The sequence below is a fragment of the Neobacillus sp. plas4 genome, from assembly GCF_057221695.1.
Window position 1 is genome coordinate 1,336,978 of sequence record NZ_CM170152.1, and the last position, 17,023, is coordinate 1,354,000.

Genomic DNA, 17,023 nt, shown 5'->3' on the forward strand with positions numbered 1-17,023 from the left:
GATTCCTCTACTCACTAACTGACTGTAAGTTGGAGTATAAATTGGTATTCATTAGAACTATTATAAATTTTCTAATTTCAGTTAAAGGATAAATAAGGAAACTAGTCTTTAATATGACGATAAAGAAGTTAGTACTTTAGTAGGTGGGGAGAAATGATGATAATTACCTAAATTTATTTATACCCAATTAAAGACAATTTTCAGACTTGTTACACTATTGTGATAGAAATACAATGGGGAAGATTAAGTGGATGTTAGCTTTACTACCAATCAAAAGGGAGAGGGGTTTTACTGTGGCTGCGAAAAAGAAGGTAATGCTGTTATTCTTATCTATTTTGTTGGCGCTTTCTGGAACTTTTCAGGGATCATCACTATTTTTAGAAAATGCTAGTGCGTCTACAACATCAACATCGATCTTAGTAAAAAATAGTAGTTTTGAAGAGGCGGTGGTGGATGGACGAATACCTAGTTGGACACCATTGTTCGCGACAGGGCAAGGATACACGTTTGAAGTATCAAATGCACAAGGTGCAACAGGAGAAAATAGTCTTCATATTTCCGATAGTGATAGGGGAAAATCAGTCGGCTTGCTAAGTGAACCGATTGTCGTTCAACCAGGGGATTCGTACACAGGTACAACGATGTTGTATTTGAAAGCCAATAGTACTGCAAGCTTACGTATACAATTTTATGATGAAAATAACAAGCAGATTCCAACAGTAGAGTATGTTACACACAGTGAAACATCTAAGGGATTTCCAGTCGAAAAATGGTCAAAGGTATCAACACCATCTGCCAAGGCACCGAGTAATGCGAAATCTGCAAGAATAGTAGTTTTTACAACAAGTTATGCCATTGCACAAGCCTATTTTGATGATGTGGCCATTGAGGGTGAAATAGTAGTAGAACCAATCGGAAAAGATGTAAGAAATTCGAGCTTTGAAAAACCATTATATAATGGGAAAATCCAGTACTGGGATTCGTTATTTAATGTGGGAGCTGATTATAACTATGAATGGAATGAAGAGGTTAGTTCAACTGGAGATCATAGTTTAAAGATTTATGATCAATCCAGAAATCAGTCAGTTGCCTTAGTGATTATGTTTCTGTTACACCAGGGGATTTTTATACAGGTTCGAGCAAGTTGTATTTAAAAGATGGTGGTACGGCAAGCATCGATATTCGTTTTTATAATGCAGATAATACCCGAATTGATGTAGGTGCAACTGAAATGCATTATCAATCAGGAAAAGACGTTCCAGTCGTAGAATGGAGTGATATTTATACTAGAAAAGTAGTTGCACCGGATAATGCGGTTTATGCAAGAATGGTAGTGTATACAACATCGTACCAAATTGCTGAAGCATACTTTGATGATGTTACGATTATACATGAAGCAGATCCATCACCAGCAGCACTAACGATTACTGCTCCTGCTCAAATAGAAAAAGGTGAGACATTTAGAATTAATTTAGAAGCAGCAAGGGTAAAAGAACTTTTTCAGATAAATGCCTATCTTATCTATGATCGTCAGAATTTACAGTTTACAGGATTTGAACCACTTGGTTCCTTTTCAACAGAAAATGCATCGGTAACAGCAGAAGATTCAAATGGGAAAATAAATATTTTAGCCTCTACCAATCCGGAGCAGCCGGTAGATAGTGATTCAGGGATTGTTCAACTGCAGTTCAAAGCGATTTCGGACTCTGGACAAGCTTGGGCGGTATTGAGTAAAGAAACGATATTGAACAATGAATTTCAGTTAGAAAGTGATCAAACTACATTGATTAGTATTGGAGAAGTGAATGGGAAACTCGGTAACTTAGTTTTTGTTGAGCCCGAAAACCTTAATGCACCGATTGCGGATACTCTTGGATTGTTTGATGGACATGCAGGAAAAGAATCCGGTATCAATGTCATGTATACGACAGTAAAAGGAGTTCCTCCAGTTTTTCATGTTATGAATATAGATGACCATAAGCTTATTCGCAGTTTGCCAATGGAAGGTGCAGGGGACGTTTGGAGCCATACGATTGCACCGAATGGAGATGTATATGTTGCTGCAGGTGGACAGCTTTGGGTCTACTCTCCTGTAACACAGGATATTAAAAAAGTTTATACGCATAGTACAGAGAATGTATTTTGGGCACTTGAACATGATGAAGCTGGCAATATTTATATTGCAACAGGTCCACTGGGTAAAATTATTAAATATGACCCAAGTACACAAACAGCTCATGATTATGGTCGATTAATGGGACATATTAGCCAAGAATATGTACGTTCTATTGATTATAGTAATGGGTTTGTATATGGCGGAACTTCCCTCGGAGAGATATATAAAATCAATGTAAAGACTGGTGAGAAGGTTGAAATTGCTTCGCCGCTAAATGAAGAAGGTTATGTATATGATTTAGATATTGTCGATGACAGGCTGTTAATTGCCCGTTTTGAAACGTCCCAAACTAGATATGTGTATGATTTACAGTCAGAGCAATGGCTAGATGTTAAAATTGAAAACAGTACTTCCGGTCTTCAGCTGCCGAAAACTTCACAAGATGGAAAAATTTATATGCCGGTTAATGGGAAAATAGCTTCCTTTGATGTCAATACATTTGAGGTAGTAGAAATTGTGGATTATGGTACAGGATTTAGAGGTGCCGATTGGGTAGAATCATCTGATCCAGACCTCCCAGGGGTAAGTTTGGTGACGATGAATTTTGCTGGAAGTTATATATTCTTTAATCCAGCTACTGGAAAAATTAAAACAATCAATAATTTCTTGCCTCCTTCACCTTCTATCACCCACATGTTTAAGAAGGGGGAGAACGGAAAAATCTATATTACCGGCATGCAAGCTTCTAAGGCAGCCGAATATGATGTGTTTACGAAAGATTTAAAGCTTTTCCCTATGGGGCAAGCTGGAGCCGTCATTCCTTACCAAGACAAAGTCTACTTTGGAGTTTATCCGGGTGCTGGTTTTGAGGAATATACTCCAGCAAGCGGCAATAATCCTAGGAAACTATTTAAGATTGGGGATGAACAAGATCGCCCAATAAGTGGGATTGAAGCCGAAGGGAAAATCTTTGTTGGGTCGATACCAGACTATGGTGAACTTGGTGGAGCTTTAATGGTTTATGATCCATCTGCTCAAAACCAAGAAGAATCTCACAAGGTATACCGCAATATTGTAGAAAATCAAAGCATTATATCTTTAGCTTATAAGGACGGAAAAATTTATGGATCAACAAGTATTAACGGTGGACTTAGTTCTGAGACCAGCGCTAAGGAAGCAAAAATCTTTGTGTGGGATATAGAAAAAGAAGAAAAAATAAAGGAAATCTCATTAAATATTCCTGGTCTTTATAGCCCTCCTGCTATTGGTGGACTTACCATTGGATCAGATGGATTGCTTTGGGGTGCTGTAAATGGAATTGTGTTTGCAATGGATCCAGAATCACTTGCATTAATTAAATATAAAAACTTGTTCCCTTCAGATGGTTCTTGGGGACAATGGGGAGCGTATAATGCCGAATGGCATAACGATATCCTTTATTTGCAGCTCGGCCGCCGACTTGCAGCCATCGATCCAACTACACTTGATTTTGTTTACTTTGAGGATTCAGAAGCCTTTACGATTGGTGAAGATGGACATCTTTACTATTCACCACGTTCAAATCGAACGTTATTGTACAAGGTAACCATTACAGATAAAACACATCCTGGGAAATTAAATTTGAATGGTCCATTAAGTGTTGAACGAGGGGAAGAATTTGAAGTAACGCTACATGCAAATCAAGTCAATAATCTTAATCACTTTATTGCTCAAATGGGATATGATTCAAAAAACCTTATATTTAAATCAGCTAAGTTGGCTGGTACATTTAGTGAAGAGGGTTCAGAAATCCAAGTAACTAAAAAACCTGGAAAATTAAAAATTGAATCTGCTTTGACTGACGGTAAATCACTAACTGAAGACGCTCAAATCGTTGTGCTCCGCTTCAAAGCTAAAAAAGAAACTGATTTAACTAGTATTTCACTATTGGCTGAATCTGTGGTATCTAATGTGGACCGTGATGAGAACGTAATCACTGGAAAGGATCAATCCATTACGGTGAAGATTATACCTTCAGTAAAGGGGAAGCAGCCAGTAAAGTCAGGAAACTAGATTAAATGAAGATAAAAAATGACTACATTACACAAAATGGTAATGTAGTCATTTTTTTATTGCTTTCCAAATGTCGATTTCATTCGTAAGATAGGGTCGTCCTCTATGGAATCATCCCACTCGAGTACTTGTCCGTAATTAACTAACTGATCTTTCAACTTTTCATAAGATATGTCTTGTACAGTTGTATTGTTCTGATAGGCTAGTGCTGCCGCGGCTCCTGCAGATTGGCCTAATATCATGAAAACAGGCTCCATTCGAATCGAACCATATGCGATATGTGAACTAGATAAACAAACTGGAACAAGTAAATTGGTACATTCATCAGCTTTAGGTCGAATACTCCGGTATGAAATAGGATATGGCGAAATGGGGATTTCAACATCCCCCTCATTGTATACACGGCCGTCGATAATCACTCTTCTACAATGATGGGAATCCATTTGATAGGAGGCCAGGCCAATCGAATCCTCAACTGAAAGATCCCCTAAACAATTATGATCGGTCATAACATAGTCAGCTAGCATTCTTCGTGCTTCTCGTATATACAACTGATGCGGCCAATGCCCAGTTTCCTCGAATTCATCCTTTGCCAATCCCCACTCACTTACCTCGTCTCGAACCGCTTGTGGAACTTGTTCATCATTTGCTAAAAAGTACAGCATGCCAAGGTTATATGTGAAATGGTCTTGGAAAATTTTTTCACGCGATTGATAGTTTCCATCTGGCCATTCATAATTCATCCCAATGTTATCAGTGGAAAATCCGCCATAATTATTTAAGTCAGTTTTTCCGCTTGGGAGAAATGTATGAAGGTTCATTGCATCCCAAACCCCAGCCTTGATGTATCGTAACAATAAAGCATATCGTTCCGGGTCATAAGAAGGTGGTTTAGGAAAAGAAACACGGTTATCAGGATTTTTTGTTAGGCAAACCCGGAAGTTAAACGCTTGAATTCGGTGGTCTCCTTGTCCTTGATACCCAAGAGTTTCATACGTGGTTTCTGTAATGCCTGGTAACACCCCGCTTAAAGGGTCTCCTTCGACCACATATGGGTCAATCCATTTTTCAAATTGATGGTGGGGATGTCCAAACTGAATTCCATTATAGGTCTCTTTATACGTGGCATTCGATTCTCTGCCCACAAAGTACGAAACACCTGCTTTAGCCATTAGGTCGCCTTCATAGCTAGCATCAATGAAGAATGATCCCTTATATGTAGTGCCATCTTCCATTACTATTTCGATAATCTTGCTATTTTCTGTTTTTACAACTTCTAAATGCTGGCTAAAAAATACATCAATTTCATTATCTTTAAGCCAATTATCAAATACAAATTTTGCGGCTTTTGGTTCGAAAGTCCATTGTTCATCGGTGTGGTAATACTTTCCTAACTCTTGAAAGAATTCTCTTGATAAACCTCCAATTGCTTCTTTAGCACCACTATCAGAGGCACCTAAACCACTGGCTGTAATACCGCCAATATGGGTACCAAATTCTGCAATTGTTACAGACAAGCCCATCCGTTTCGCTTGTATGGCTGCTGTGATTCCAGCAGGTGTTGCACCATATACGATTAAATTTCTTTCAATTATCTTTGGTTTTATTGGTTTAGTAGTTGGTAAGTAATAATGTAATGCACTGAAATCCATTTGATTACCTCCTCGGTTTTACTTAAAGTTTAAAATAATCATTGGAATAAGCAAGACTCTTAACGGACTTTAAATATATTGCTAGGAAAAAGTAAAAAGAGTGCTCAAATATGGGCACTCTAAAACAAATAGCAAATTAATAATCTAGAATTTTTTTCCGGGTATTAATTTTGTGAAGGGCACGGTTGCTGCACCATGTAATCGCAATAGCTAACACACTTCCAGTAAATAAAGGGAGAATCCCTGGTATGAATCTTACAATAATCATTAAAAGCATACATGAGGTAAAAATAAGAATCGTTTCTAACAGGGCACTGGCGCCGATTAAAAAGGATTGTTTAATATATTGAAAGAATTTCATTTCAAATTGTGTGTAGATAGGAAAGAAATACAGTAAAGTAACGATGTATGAAATAGTAATAAATCCGATAACGGGATAGAGCCATTGTAATTTCTCAGCATTTTTTAGTAAAAATAAGAAGTCAAAAACTAACATATAGCCAATCATGATAAAAAAGATCCCATATTTATTCAGGGAAATAAACTCTTTCTTATAGATGTTCCAAAAAGTATGGAAAATTTTCTCGACAGGCTCTTTTCGCAGCCACTTTTGTACAATTGAAAACATGGCACCAGTGGAGGGGAACAGACCAAATAGCACCACACCTAGTAGCGTAAAACCAATCCAAAGTAAATTTAAATAAGCCACCTTTAACATCCAAATTGCAAAAGTATTAAATTTTTCCCATCCAGTCAAATAAACCACCTCATGTAAAAATAGTGTAATGGAATTATTTAAAGACATTTAATAGACGTGTCACATCATAAATAATAAAAAGTAGGTTATATAGTTTAGTAGTAGTATAGCATAATTCAAAATGTTAACTAAATAAAAACTGAGGTGAAAAGAATGATAGAATACCGATTATTACAAAAGGGAGAATTTCAACAGGCTTTTGATTTAGCAGATAAAGTATTTCGTAAAGAAGGACATGTGTCTATGGGAAAAGCCTTCCCTCAAGTGTTTTCTTCAGCTTTAAATCAATCATATGGAGCCTTTATCGATGAAAAATTAGTCTCTTTTATTGGATTAGTTCCATCAGTTCTTCATATCGAGGGTGCAGAAGTGCAGGCTTTTTCAATTGGTGCAGTCTGTACGGAGCCTGATTATCGTAAAAGAGGACTAGCGAATACACTTTTACAAATAATTTTTGAACATGTCAATAAGTCATGCGCTTCTGTACTATTTATTTCTGGAGATTTACCCATCTACATGAAACAAGGATGTACCTATTATGGAAAAATGAATCAATATAAAATTCATCCAAATGATCTTCAAATAGATGAAGACTATACAGTTCGCGAGCTGCAGCCTTATGACTGGTTTCAGTTAAGGAAACTAAGTCAAAATCGATCGATTCGATATGAACAAAGTATTTATGAAATAGCTACTCTTAATGAGGCCGCTGGTTTTGCTAGTATTTTTAAAATGAATCATAAAGTTCTTGTAGCGAAAGAAAATCAGGAATTAAAAGCATTTTTGGTGTTTGGAACGCCATATGAGGAACAAGAAAATATAGATTCTAGAGTGATAGAATGGGGAGGAGACCCTTTAGCCATCCGGAGTTTACTTGCAGAAGCCTTTAACTATGGTTTGAATACTTTGATAGCCAATGTCCCTGCCTTTGAAAAAGCTCTTAATCAACTGCTCGACTCATTGGAGAAAGGGGAAGTACCATATCCAGGAACAATGAAGATTATGAATTTGGATTTATTACTAAAACAGCTTGGTTCATATTTTGATGGAAAGGTAGAAATATCGAATGAAGATGAAAATCATAAAAAACTTACCTTTAAACAAAATTCTGTAGTCATTAGTAATCAAGAATTAGAAGAACTAATCTTAAAAGGGAACATAAGTTTTGATTCCTATTTAGAAAATATTTTTCCAGTTCCCTTTCCATTTCCGCAAGGGTTAAACTATGTTTAATCCAACTGAATTAATATAGGGACTATATTAATTCATGGTTTTTATTAAAGACACTTTATAGACTTGTCACAATATTTAAAAAAACCTAAAATGAAGGTATTAAGAATTTATGGGTGCTCATTTTTTTGGATACCCTTGTTAACGCTTTCAACTATATGTTTTTTACAAAAAAGGGATAAAGGATTAAGGAGGGGATCAATAAAAAATAAAAGTTTATTAGATTTAAGGACTTTAAGATTTTTATTTCAATAATTAAACGGGGGTTTATTACATGAAAAAGAAAAGTCAATGGTTACTGATACTTATGGTAGCATTTAGTTTAATTCTTGCAGCTTGCAGTGATAAAACAAGTTCAAAACCAGGTGATGACAAAGGTGAAGATAAAGTTGATGGTGAAATAACAGTTTGGGTACATCCTTATACAAGTGATGCGAAAAAAGAAGAAGCAATGTGGAAAGACATTATTGCAAACTATAATAAAGAGTTTCCTGATGTAAAGGTAAATATTGAAACGATTCCTTGGTCCAATCGCGATCAAAAAGTGTTAACTGCATTAGCTGCTAACAATGGACCAGATGTATTTTATGCCATACCTGACCAAATGCCACAATATGCAGATGTAGGAATGCTTCTAGAATTAGATCCCTATTTAGATGAGGGTGATCTTGATGGATTCGTTGAATCTTCATTAGTATCAACAACATGGAAAGATAAGAAATACGGATTACCAATTTTACAAGAAGCCTATACATTCTTCTATAATGTAGATGTTGTTAAAGCGATTGGTGAAGATCCAGCTAATCTTCCAAAGACTTGGGAAGAATTTGAAGCTTGGGCAGCAAAAGCAAAAGAAAAGGATTTCTATGCATTAGCTTATTCTGGCGGAGGTTCCATGAACGGTACCATTTATCCATGGATTTGGCAAGCTGGCGGCGGTGTTGTGTCAGAAGATAATAAAGTTCTAATCAATAGCGCAGATAGTGTTAAAGCGTTCGAAATTGTTAACAAGATGTACCAAAATAAATATATTCCTGAAGATTCGATTACAGCAACCAACCAAAATGAATTATGGTTTGGTGGGAAAATCATGGCAGTTCTAGGCTCAGGTATTGATGTTACAATGCTGCAAAAAGAGGGTAAGTTTGAGTTTGCCATTGCAGAACCATTAAAGAATAAAGAACAATTAACGTATGGTACGACGGGAATGTTTGTAGTACCTTCCAATACTGACAATCCAGATGCAGCCGCAGAATTTGTCAAAGCAATTACCAATGCTGAAAACCAACGAATTTTCAATAATGTGACACAATATATCCCAACACAAGAAGAAGCGAAAGACATATTTGATTCCAATGAACATATGAAACAGCTATCCACATATACACAATATGCATTACCTGGTGTGATTCACCCTAAAGGTCGTGCCATCATGCCATTTATTCAAGCAGAAATTCAATCAATGATGTCTGGAGAAAAAACTCCTAAAGAAGCAGCAGACGCAGCAGCTAAAAAGATCGAAGCCGAATTAGCTAAGCCGTAAACGAATAGTTTCTTTAATTAGAGAGTTTTATTCCAACGTGAATAAAACTCTCTGTTACTTAACAAAAAAGGAAATAAGGTGATTGCTTGGAAAAGGTCATGGTAAACAAAAACAAGATGACTTTAGAAAATGAAAAAAAAGTGAAGCGTCCTCTAAAGCAAAGAATCAAAGACGAATGGAGAAAGAATGCCCTCGTCTATATTATACTTGTACCAATTTTAGCTCATTTCCTTGTCTTTCAAGTCATTCCATTTATTTATAGTTTTATATTAACCTTTCTAAATTATCGAATTATCGGTGTTTCAGAATTCGTTGGGCTAAGAAACTGGATGCAATTATTTAATGACGACATTGCATGGAAGTCTATTTGGAATACATTATTATTTTCCTTCTATTATATTGTTCCTACAATGGCACTTGGATTAATTTTGGCGCTCATCATCAAGTCTGGTATTCGATTCACCAAATTGATTAAAGGCATATTTTTCCTTCCTGTTGTCACATCGTTTGTTGTTGTAGCCGGAATTTGGGAATGGTTATTTTCGGGAACAAAATCAGGTTTTATCAACTATTTATTAAGCTTTTTGGGAGTGAATCCCCAATTATTTTTATCCGATTCTACACAAGCACTGATCGTGTTAGCTGGATTAAGTATTTTCAAAGTATCCGGAAGTACAATGATCTATTATTTTGCTGGATTGCAGTCGGTACCAAAAGAAATGTATGAAGCTGCAAAAATCGATGGTGCCTCACCTTTTAAATCCTTTTGGATGATTACCTTCCCGTTATTAAAACCAATTCATTTTTATGTATTAATTATTACAACCATCGGATCTTTCCAAATATTCGACTCAGCTTATTTATTAACGAGTGGCGGACCGAACTTCTCAACAAGTACGATTGTGTATTACCTATATACGATTGGATTCACGAATTTGAATTTTAGTTATGCAGCCGTATTATCCTATGTATTATTCGCTATTATCTTAGTCATTTCGCTAATTCAGAAAAAATATTTTGGAAATGATCAAAGTATTTACTAATGAGACAGCGTGATGTAAGGGAGATGAAATAACTTGTTAAAGCAAATATTAAAATATTTTGTCATGTTCTTCTTAGGATTTTGCTTTCTCCTTCCGTTTTTAATCATGGTGTTAAGTTCACTAAAAGAAACTACATTTGCATCCTTAGATCCATTATTTTGGCTCCCAGATAATCCATCTTTGAATAATTTTATTTACTTATTTAGAAATGATAATTTTCTGCGCTGGATTTTAAACTCAGTAATCGTGACAATCATTCCTGTTTTTTCACAAATGTTTTTTGCAGGTATTTTAGGTTACATTTTTGCTAGAAAGCAATTCGTTGGGAAGGAAGTCATTTTCTGGACATTTATGGCAGTCATAATGATTCCGCCACAATTACTAATCATTCCTAAATTTATTATGTTTTCAAAATTTGGCTGGATTAATGAATATCAAGCATTAATTATTCCAGAACTTTGGGCCATTATGGGTGTATTTTTAGTTCGCCAATTTATGCAAGGTATTCCGATGGAATTAGATGAAGCTGCTCGGATGGATGGAGCCAATGACTTTCATGTTTTTCGGAAAATTTATATGCCATTAGCATTTCCATCGATTGCAACTGTTGGGACATTTGCTTTTGTAAGTAACTGGAATGATTTATTTCAGCCTTTAATTTATATGACGAATGAAAAAATGTATCCAATTACAGTCGGTTTAGCCTCTACTTTGAGTAAGGAAGGGAATTTTGGAATTGAAATGGCAGGTGCCACCTTATCCTTTATTCCGACCTTCTTAATCTTTTTGTTCTTCCAAAAATATTTTACAGAAGGCATACAGATGTCAGGGTTGAAATAGTCTCTTTAGTTTAATTGAGGAGAGGGAATATGGAGAATTTAAAAATTGGAATGATTGGTTTAGACACCTCTCATGCTGTTGCTTTTACAAAATTATTAAATGATCCGAAAAACCAGTTTCATGTACCAGGTGGAAGGGTTATAATGGCATGCCCCGCTGGATCATTTGATTTTGAGTTAAGTTATTCTCGGATTGATGGGATAACGAAGGAAGTTGAACAATATGGGGTAAAAATCGTTCGGACCATTGAAGCAGTGGCAGAGCAATGTGATGCCATTTTATTAGAGTCTGTAGATGGCAGAGTACACTTGGAACAATTAAGTAAAATGGTCATGTTTAATAAACCAATATTCATTGATAAGCCATTTTGTTTACGTTCCTCTGATGCTGCTAAAATGGTGAAACTATCAGAAAAATATAATACTCCCATCATGAGCACTTCTGCGTTGCGATTTGCTGAAGCCTTGAGCCAGGCACTTTCTATACAAGATAAAGGAAAAATAATTGGAGCAGACTGTTTTGGTCCAATGGAAATAGTTGAAACGCAGCCAGGGTACTTTTGGTATGGGATACATACAATTGAAATGCTTTATGCCATTTTAGGGCGCGGGGCAAAAAATGTACGGACAGTGTCCAATCAAGATTATGATTTGATTATTTCACAATGGGAAGATGGCAGAATAGGTACAGCAAGAGGGAATAGAAAAGGCAATAATAACTTTGGTGCAGTTATTCATTATGAATACGGGAATGAATATGTATTAATCGACTCGGCATCAAAACCGTATTATGCTAGTTTGCTAGAACAAATTATCCTTTTCTTTAGAAAAGGCAAACAGAGTGTACCAGTAACTGAAACGCAAGAAATAATTCGCTTTATTGAAGCGGCCAATGACAGCAAAGTGACTGGGGAACAAATATGGATTTGATTTTAGTTGGGATAGAAACAATGTGAAACAGCGGTCACTTTCCTATTCCCGCTGTTTCATCCTATCATTATTATTATTTATTGCTATCCATTATAAAACTAAGCCGATAAATGCGTCTTGGCCTGCCTTTATAGGTGATTTTTTCTTCACCTACAATATCTACCAAATTCGCATCCATCCATTTTAACAGGATCCGGTGGGCACTTCTCGTTGTAATGGTTAATGTTGAAGCTAATTCTTGGGCCGTATAATCATATTTTTTATGACGTGCCACTCTTGCCATTAATTTGGTCATATAGGCTGCAGACATTCCTGCTTTTTCTGCTTTTTCTAGCAGCTCTGCATCTGTGATTGATAAATCATATTTTTCATATTGGGTATCGGTTATAATGTCAACCGGTCCTATGACACTTTGGTCTTCTCGAACGATATAACATACATTACCACCTAATTCTTTTGATTGACGCAGTGCCATCCTTGCATGGCTGCCTGCCTCAGCTGCTGAGCGTCCAAATCCAACGCCAATGCTTAATGACACACCAAGTTCGCTTTTGGCGGCATTTAATAATGGAATAAATTTATAACCACGTGTTTCTCTTTCGAAAATACCTCGTGTAGTTATAAAAGAAAATTCCTCTCCGCCTGAATTGATTAAATGGCCATCAAGGAGTTTTGTGTAATTCAGCATCATTTGTTGAAACTTCAGCTTTAATAATTGTACTTCATGTTCAGTTGTATATTTTTCAGTGGCTTTATCAAATTTATCAATATCGATGATTCCAAAGACAATTTGCGATTCCTTATTTTTGCGAGCTTCCGTAGCGAGTAATGCTCGTTCAAGGGAAACAATTATATCCTGATAGGTTGGTGTAACCCATTCATTAGGAATGCCCATTTCTGATAATTCCAGTGAAACTTCCTGTATACCCGTAATCGCAATGGAACCAAATTCTCGATAGTTTTCTTGATGAAATTGAACGATTGAGTGAATGGGTTCGGCCTGATTATATGTAGGAAAGGATTTATATTCATATTTGGTTTCACCCAAATCATAAAAAATATGTTGAATATATTTTTCCTCAACTGTATCGATAGATAAATATTTTGAATCATATTGATTTTTAATTAGAAACAATGATCGATAAAGACCTGTCCCCATTAAAGGAACATAATGAGAAGGAATTGAGAAGTCCATAAGCTGTTTTGCTTTAAAGTAAGTGGGAAATTCGGTGAATAGAAGTACTTCAACTTTATTAATCAAGGTAACAATGACTTCAGGGACGATTGTTGATGGTGTTGCATTTAAAAAAATGGGATGAAAATTCGGGAAGGCTTCAAGCGCTTTCATTATTTCTTTGTCAAGTGCTTCAGGACCAACGATTCCAATAATAATTTCGGGGACGTTGTTAGATAATTGGTTAGTTTTCATCTTGTCATCTCCTGTTTAAAGACACATTAAAGAAATGTCTTTATATAATCTTACTACTAGATTAAGATGAACGTTTCTAATTGTCAAACATAAAATTTTCTTCTGAAAAGTGATGGCTATTAAAAGACCTTTAAGTGACTTGTCTTTTAATAAAGCTAAATATAAAATGAAATCAAATTAGTAATATATGAGTTTCATAACAGAAGACATTAATATTTATTCTAGGAGGATCAGTATGAAAACGATTGCAGAATTAGACAATTTTATGACCAAACCCAGCCAAGAATTAATTCAAGACATCGCACAGGTAAATGGCGATATTATGATATTAGGTGTTAGTGGAAAGATGGGGCCAACGTTAGCGAAAATGACAAAAAGAGCTATTGATCAAGCAGGCGTACAAAAAAGGGTAATTGGTGTGGCAAGATTTACCGATAGTAGTTTAAGAGAAGAATTAGAGGGATTCGGAATTGAAACGATACAGGCTGATCTTTTAAAAGAAGAAGATCTTCAGGACTTGCCTAATGTTAACAATATTATCTATATGGCAGGAAACAAATTTGGAACAGTAGGGAATGAGCATTATACATGGGCGATGAATGCCTATTTGCCAGGTCGGTTAGCGGAAAAATTTAAAGACTCACGTATTGTTGCTTTTTCAACAGGAAATGTATATCCATTTTCAACTGTTTTAAGCAATAGTTGCACGGAGGATGTACCGGCAAATCCGGTTGGAGAGTATGCTCAATCTTGTTTAGGAAGAGAACGTGTGCTTACTTATTTTTCTCATAAAAATCAAACACCAATGGTTATATTTCGATTGAATTATGCAATCGATCTACGCTATGGAGTACTACTAGAAATTGCAAAAAGTGTGTATTCAGAAAAACCAATTGATTTGACAATGGGAAATGTAAATGTAATCTGGCAGGGAGATGCGAATGAGTATGCGATTCGCTCATTATTACATACCAATCACCCTCCGAAAATCTTAAATGTGACAGGACCAGAAACATTATCTGTAAGATGGCTGGCATCGGAGTTCGGAAAACGGATGGATAAGAAACCAGTGTTTGTTCATACAGAAAGCCCAACTGCGCTGCTTAACAATGCATCACATGCACATAAATTATTTGGGTATCCAAAAGTAACGGCACAACAAATGATTGATATGATTGCTGACTGGGTTGTCAGTGATGGGCAGACCATTAATAAACCAACTCATTTCCAAGAAAGAGAAGGTGCATTTTAATGCTGAAAGAGGCTGTTAAGAAAAAGCTTCATGCAGGTACAGTTATACCAGCACATCCGCTGGCATTGACGAAGGATAGACAGTTGGATGAACCTGGTCAACGGGCATTAACACGGTATTACATTGATGCTGGTGTAGGTGGGATTGCAGTTGGGGTTCACACCACCCAATTTGAAATTCGTGAACCTGAATATAATCTATATAAAAAAGTGTTATCTCTTGCGATAGAAGAAACAAAACAGGCCAATGTTCCGGATGAATTTATTAAGGTGGCAGGGATTTGCGGACCAACTGAACAGGCTCTTTTTGAAGCAAAATTTAGTAAAGAAGCCGGTTATGATTTAGGACTTCTAAGTATGGGTGGATTAAACCATCTGTCAGAAGATGATTTAATTGACCGGGCAGAGAAAGTAGCAGAAATCATTCCACTATTCGGGTTTTATTTACAACCGGCAGTGGGTGGAAGAGTTTTATCATATGATTTTTGGCTAAGATTCGCATCCATCCCGAATGTTTATGCAATAAAAATAGCACCATTTGATCGCTATTGTTCGATAGACGTTGTACGTGCCGTTTGTCATTCTCCTCGTAATGAAGAAATTGCCTTGTACACTGGTAATGACGATAACATCATAAATGACTTGCTTACAACTTTTCAATTCAATATTGGAAATCAAAAAGTGGAAAAGAAAATCGTCGGCGGTCTACTTGGACACTGGTCCGTTTGGACAAAACGAGTAGTTGAGATTTTTGATCAAGTAAAAGAAGTGCAAAATCACGATTTGATTCCAAAAGAGCTGCTAACTCTTGGTCAAGAGATTACAGATGCAAATGCAGCAATTTTTGATTCTAGAAATAGTTTTAAAGGAAGTATTGCTGGAATTAATGAAATTTTAGCAAGACAAGGATTGTTACAAGGGAATTGGTGTTTGCTTGATCATGAAGTATTAAGTCCGGGGCAGGCAGAAGAGCTGAATCGGGTTTATGCTAGCTATCCACACTTGCACGATGATGATTTTGTGAAAGCAAATTTATCAAAGTGGTTCGCTAAATAATAGACGAAAGGCAGAGTTCAAATGAAAAGAATTGTAGCCCACAACAAGAAGGTTGAAATTATTGAAGACGAGTTACCGCAAATAGAAGGAAAGCCTTCTTATATATTAGTTAAAACGTTATATTCTGTCATTTCGCCAGGAACTGAACTTACGATTCTTTCAAATAGTGAAAATAAACAGATTCATCTTGGTTATAGTGCGATGGGTGAGGTTGTTGAATGCGGAAGTGAAATCACCGATGTGAAAAAAGGGGATTTGGTAGCGTGTTATGGAGCTCCATATGTTCATCATGATGAATATTTGTTAGTTCCGAAAACTTTATATGCGAAAGTTCCTGAATCAGTTGATCCAAAAGAAGCGGCTCTTGCTGGACTCGGTGCTATTGCCATTCATGGTCTGCGTATTGCGAATCTACATTTTGGTGAAACGGTGGTTATCGTAGGATTAGGCGTTCTCGGACAATTAATTGCCAAAATTGCTAATGCTGCTGCCTACAATGTCATCGCCTATGATCTTCACGAAAGCAGAGTTGAAATGCTGCAGGGAGAAAAAATTAAATCCTTTTCGACAATTGAAGAGATGGAAGAGGCCATTCGGGTTGAAACGAAATCCCATGGCGCTGATGCGGTTCTATTATGTGCGGGAGGCAAACGTTCACCACTAACACAGGAATGTTTGAAATGGATCCGCAATAAAGGAAAGGCTGTAATTGTTGGTGATATTGAACCAGATTTCCCGAGAGATTTAATGTTTGCTAAAGAAGCACAGCTGCTTATTTCTCGAGCAGGCGGACCTGGCAGATATGACAAAGTATATGAATATGAAGCAATTGACTATCCATATGAATATGTTCGCTGGACGGAAGGTAGAAACGTAGAAGAATATATTCGACTTGTCAAAGAAAAACGGATTGATGTTCGAGCATTTATTACTGAAGTAGTTGAATTTGATGAAGCACCACAAGAATTTGAAAAATTGTTTAATAAGGAATCTACGACACTTACTAAACTAATTCACTATAAGTAAATAAATAAAATTCACTTTTTGAAGGAATAGATTTGACCCATTGTATTTATGCAATGGGTTTTATCTACACCGTACTTACTGAAATTATGAAATTGGTGA

Annotated in this window: 13 protein-coding genes; 10 read left to right on the plus strand and 3 right to left on the minus strand. The window is 36.3% G+C overall.

Translation table 11 applies throughout. The annotated features are described in order from the left end of the window. The first annotated feature begins 251 nt into the window (after positions 1–251). Both AC2TFD_RS06725 and AC2TFD_RS06730 read left to right on the plus strand, forming a co-directional pair. Positions 252–1,154, plus strand: a complete 903-nt coding sequence (locus AC2TFD_RS06725) for a carbohydrate binding domain-containing protein (protein ID WP_484675345.1) — start codon at positions 252–254, stop codon at positions 1,152–1,154. After that, positions 1,145–4,168, plus strand: a complete 3,024-nt coding sequence (locus AC2TFD_RS06730; RefSeq protein WP_484675346.1) for a cohesin domain-containing protein — start codon at positions 1,145–1,147, stop codon at positions 4,166–4,168. Before AC2TFD_RS06725 ends, AC2TFD_RS06730 begins: the two co-directional genes overlap by 10 nt. A 56-nt stretch (positions 4,169–4,224) precedes the next feature. Here the strand turns inward: AC2TFD_RS06730 and AC2TFD_RS06735 are convergent, their stop codons facing one another. Together AC2TFD_RS06735 and AC2TFD_RS06740 are read right to left on the minus strand one after the other, a co-directional pair. Then, the gene (locus tag AC2TFD_RS06735) at positions 4,225–5,820 is read right to left on the minus strand and encodes an FAD-dependent oxidoreductase (protein ID WP_484675347.1); all 1,596 of its coding nucleotides are present in this window, start codon (positions 5,818–5,820) and stop codon (positions 4,225–4,227) included. 136 nt (positions 5,821–5,956) lie between these two features. After that, positions 5,957–6,577, minus strand: coding sequence for a YesL family protein (locus AC2TFD_RS06740; protein WP_484675348.1), 621 nt, complete (start codon positions 6,575–6,577; stop codon positions 5,957–5,959). Between the two features lie 153 nt (positions 6,578–6,730). Here AC2TFD_RS06740 and AC2TFD_RS06745 point away from each other — a divergent pair, with 153 nt between their 5' ends. From AC2TFD_RS06745 to AC2TFD_RS06765, 5 genes are all read left to right on the plus strand, one after another. Further along, positions 6,731–7,810, plus strand: coding sequence for a GNAT family N-acetyltransferase (locus AC2TFD_RS06745; protein ID WP_484675349.1), 1,080 nt, complete (start codon positions 6,731–6,733; stop codon positions 7,808–7,810). A gap of 271 nt (positions 7,811–8,081) precedes the next feature. After that, positions 8,082–9,350: a sugar ABC transporter substrate-binding protein gene (locus tag AC2TFD_RS06750; protein WP_335518977.1), complete on the plus strand. Its 1,269-nt coding sequence runs from the start codon at positions 8,082–8,084 to the stop codon at positions 9,348–9,350. A gap of 116 nt (positions 9,351–9,466) precedes the next feature. Beyond that, positions 9,467–10,393 carry a carbohydrate ABC transporter permease gene (locus AC2TFD_RS06755; RefSeq protein WP_335518999.1) on the plus strand — a complete coding sequence of 309 codons (927 nt, stop codon included), beginning with the start codon at positions 9,467–9,469 and terminating at the stop codon, positions 10,391–10,393. Positions 10,394–10,456: 63 nt separating this feature from the next. After that, entirely contained in the window at positions 10,457–11,233 is a 777-nt protein-coding gene (locus AC2TFD_RS06760) for a carbohydrate ABC transporter permease (RefSeq protein WP_420489117.1), read from the plus strand. Between the two features lie 29 nt (positions 11,234–11,262). Continuing rightward, positions 11,263–12,162: a Gfo/Idh/MocA family oxidoreductase gene (locus AC2TFD_RS06765; protein ID WP_335518972.1), complete on the plus strand. Its 900-nt coding sequence runs from the start codon at positions 11,263–11,265 to the stop codon at positions 12,160–12,162. Between the two features lie 73 nt (positions 12,163–12,235). On the opposite strand, the gene AC2TFD_RS06770 is transcribed toward AC2TFD_RS06765, so the two are convergent. Further along, positions 12,236–13,591, minus strand: coding sequence for a hypothetical protein (locus tag AC2TFD_RS06770; RefSeq protein ID WP_335513906.1), 1,356 nt, complete (start codon positions 13,589–13,591; stop codon positions 12,236–12,238). 235 nt (positions 13,592–13,826) lie between these two features. On the opposite strand from AC2TFD_RS06770, the gene AC2TFD_RS06775 reads away from it, so the two are divergent. Genes AC2TFD_RS06775 through AC2TFD_RS06785 form a run of 3 tightly spaced genes read left to right on the plus strand, consistent with a single transcriptional unit; the run spans position 13,827 to position 16,924 of the window. Next, positions 13,827–14,843, plus strand: coding sequence for an NAD-dependent epimerase/dehydratase family protein (locus AC2TFD_RS06775; protein ID WP_335518233.1), 1,017 nt, complete (start codon positions 13,827–13,829; stop codon positions 14,841–14,843). Then, positions 14,843–15,898, plus strand: a complete 1,056-nt coding sequence (locus tag AC2TFD_RS06780; RefSeq protein WP_484675350.1) for a dihydrodipicolinate synthase family protein — start codon at positions 14,843–14,845, stop codon at positions 15,896–15,898. Before AC2TFD_RS06775 ends, AC2TFD_RS06780 begins: the two co-directional genes overlap by 1 nt. A gap of 21 nt (positions 15,899–15,919) precedes the next feature. Beyond that, positions 15,920–16,924: a zinc-binding dehydrogenase gene (locus AC2TFD_RS06785; RefSeq protein ID WP_335518228.1), complete on the plus strand. Its 1,005-nt coding sequence runs from the start codon at positions 15,920–15,922 to the stop codon at positions 16,922–16,924. The last annotated feature ends 99 nt before the right edge of the window (positions 16,925–17,023 follow it).

Excerpts from the sequence above, each read along its gene's own strand:
- AC2TFD_RS06725 (WP_484675345.1), top strand. The coding sequence starts at position 252 with ATGTTAGCTTTACTACCAATCAAAAGGGAGAGGGGTTTTACTGTGGCT.
- AC2TFD_RS06735 (WP_484675347.1), bottom strand. The coding sequence starts at position 5,820 with ATGGATTTCAGTGCATTACATTATTACTTACCAACTACTAAACCAATA.
- AC2TFD_RS06745 (WP_484675349.1), top strand. The coding sequence starts at position 6,731 with ATGATAGAATACCGATTATTACAAAAGGGAGAATTTCAACAGGCTTTT.
- AC2TFD_RS06750 (WP_335518977.1), top strand. The coding sequence starts at position 8,082 with ATGAAAAAGAAAAGTCAATGGTTACTGATACTTATGGTAGCATTTAGT.
- AC2TFD_RS06755 (WP_335518999.1), top strand. The coding sequence starts at position 9,467 with ATGACTTTAGAAAATGAAAAAAAAGTGAAGCGTCCTCTAAAGCAAAGA.
- AC2TFD_RS06760 (WP_420489117.1), top strand. The coding sequence starts at position 10,457 with ATGTTCTTCTTAGGATTTTGCTTTCTCCTTCCGTTTTTAATCATGGTG.
- AC2TFD_RS06765 (WP_335518972.1), top strand. The coding sequence starts at position 11,263 with ATGGAGAATTTAAAAATTGGAATGATTGGTTTAGACACCTCTCATGCT.
- AC2TFD_RS06770 (WP_335513906.1), bottom strand. The coding sequence starts at position 13,591 with ATGAAAACTAACCAATTATCTAACAACGTCCCCGAAATTATTATTGGA.
- AC2TFD_RS06775 (WP_335518233.1), top strand. The coding sequence starts at position 13,827 with ATGAAAACGATTGCAGAATTAGACAATTTTATGACCAAACCCAGCCAA.
- AC2TFD_RS06780 (WP_484675350.1), top strand. The coding sequence starts at position 14,843 with ATGCTGAAAGAGGCTGTTAAGAAAAAGCTTCATGCAGGTACAGTTATA.
- AC2TFD_RS06785 (WP_335518228.1), top strand. The coding sequence starts at position 15,920 with ATGAAAAGAATTGTAGCCCACAACAAGAAGGTTGAAATTATTGAAGAC.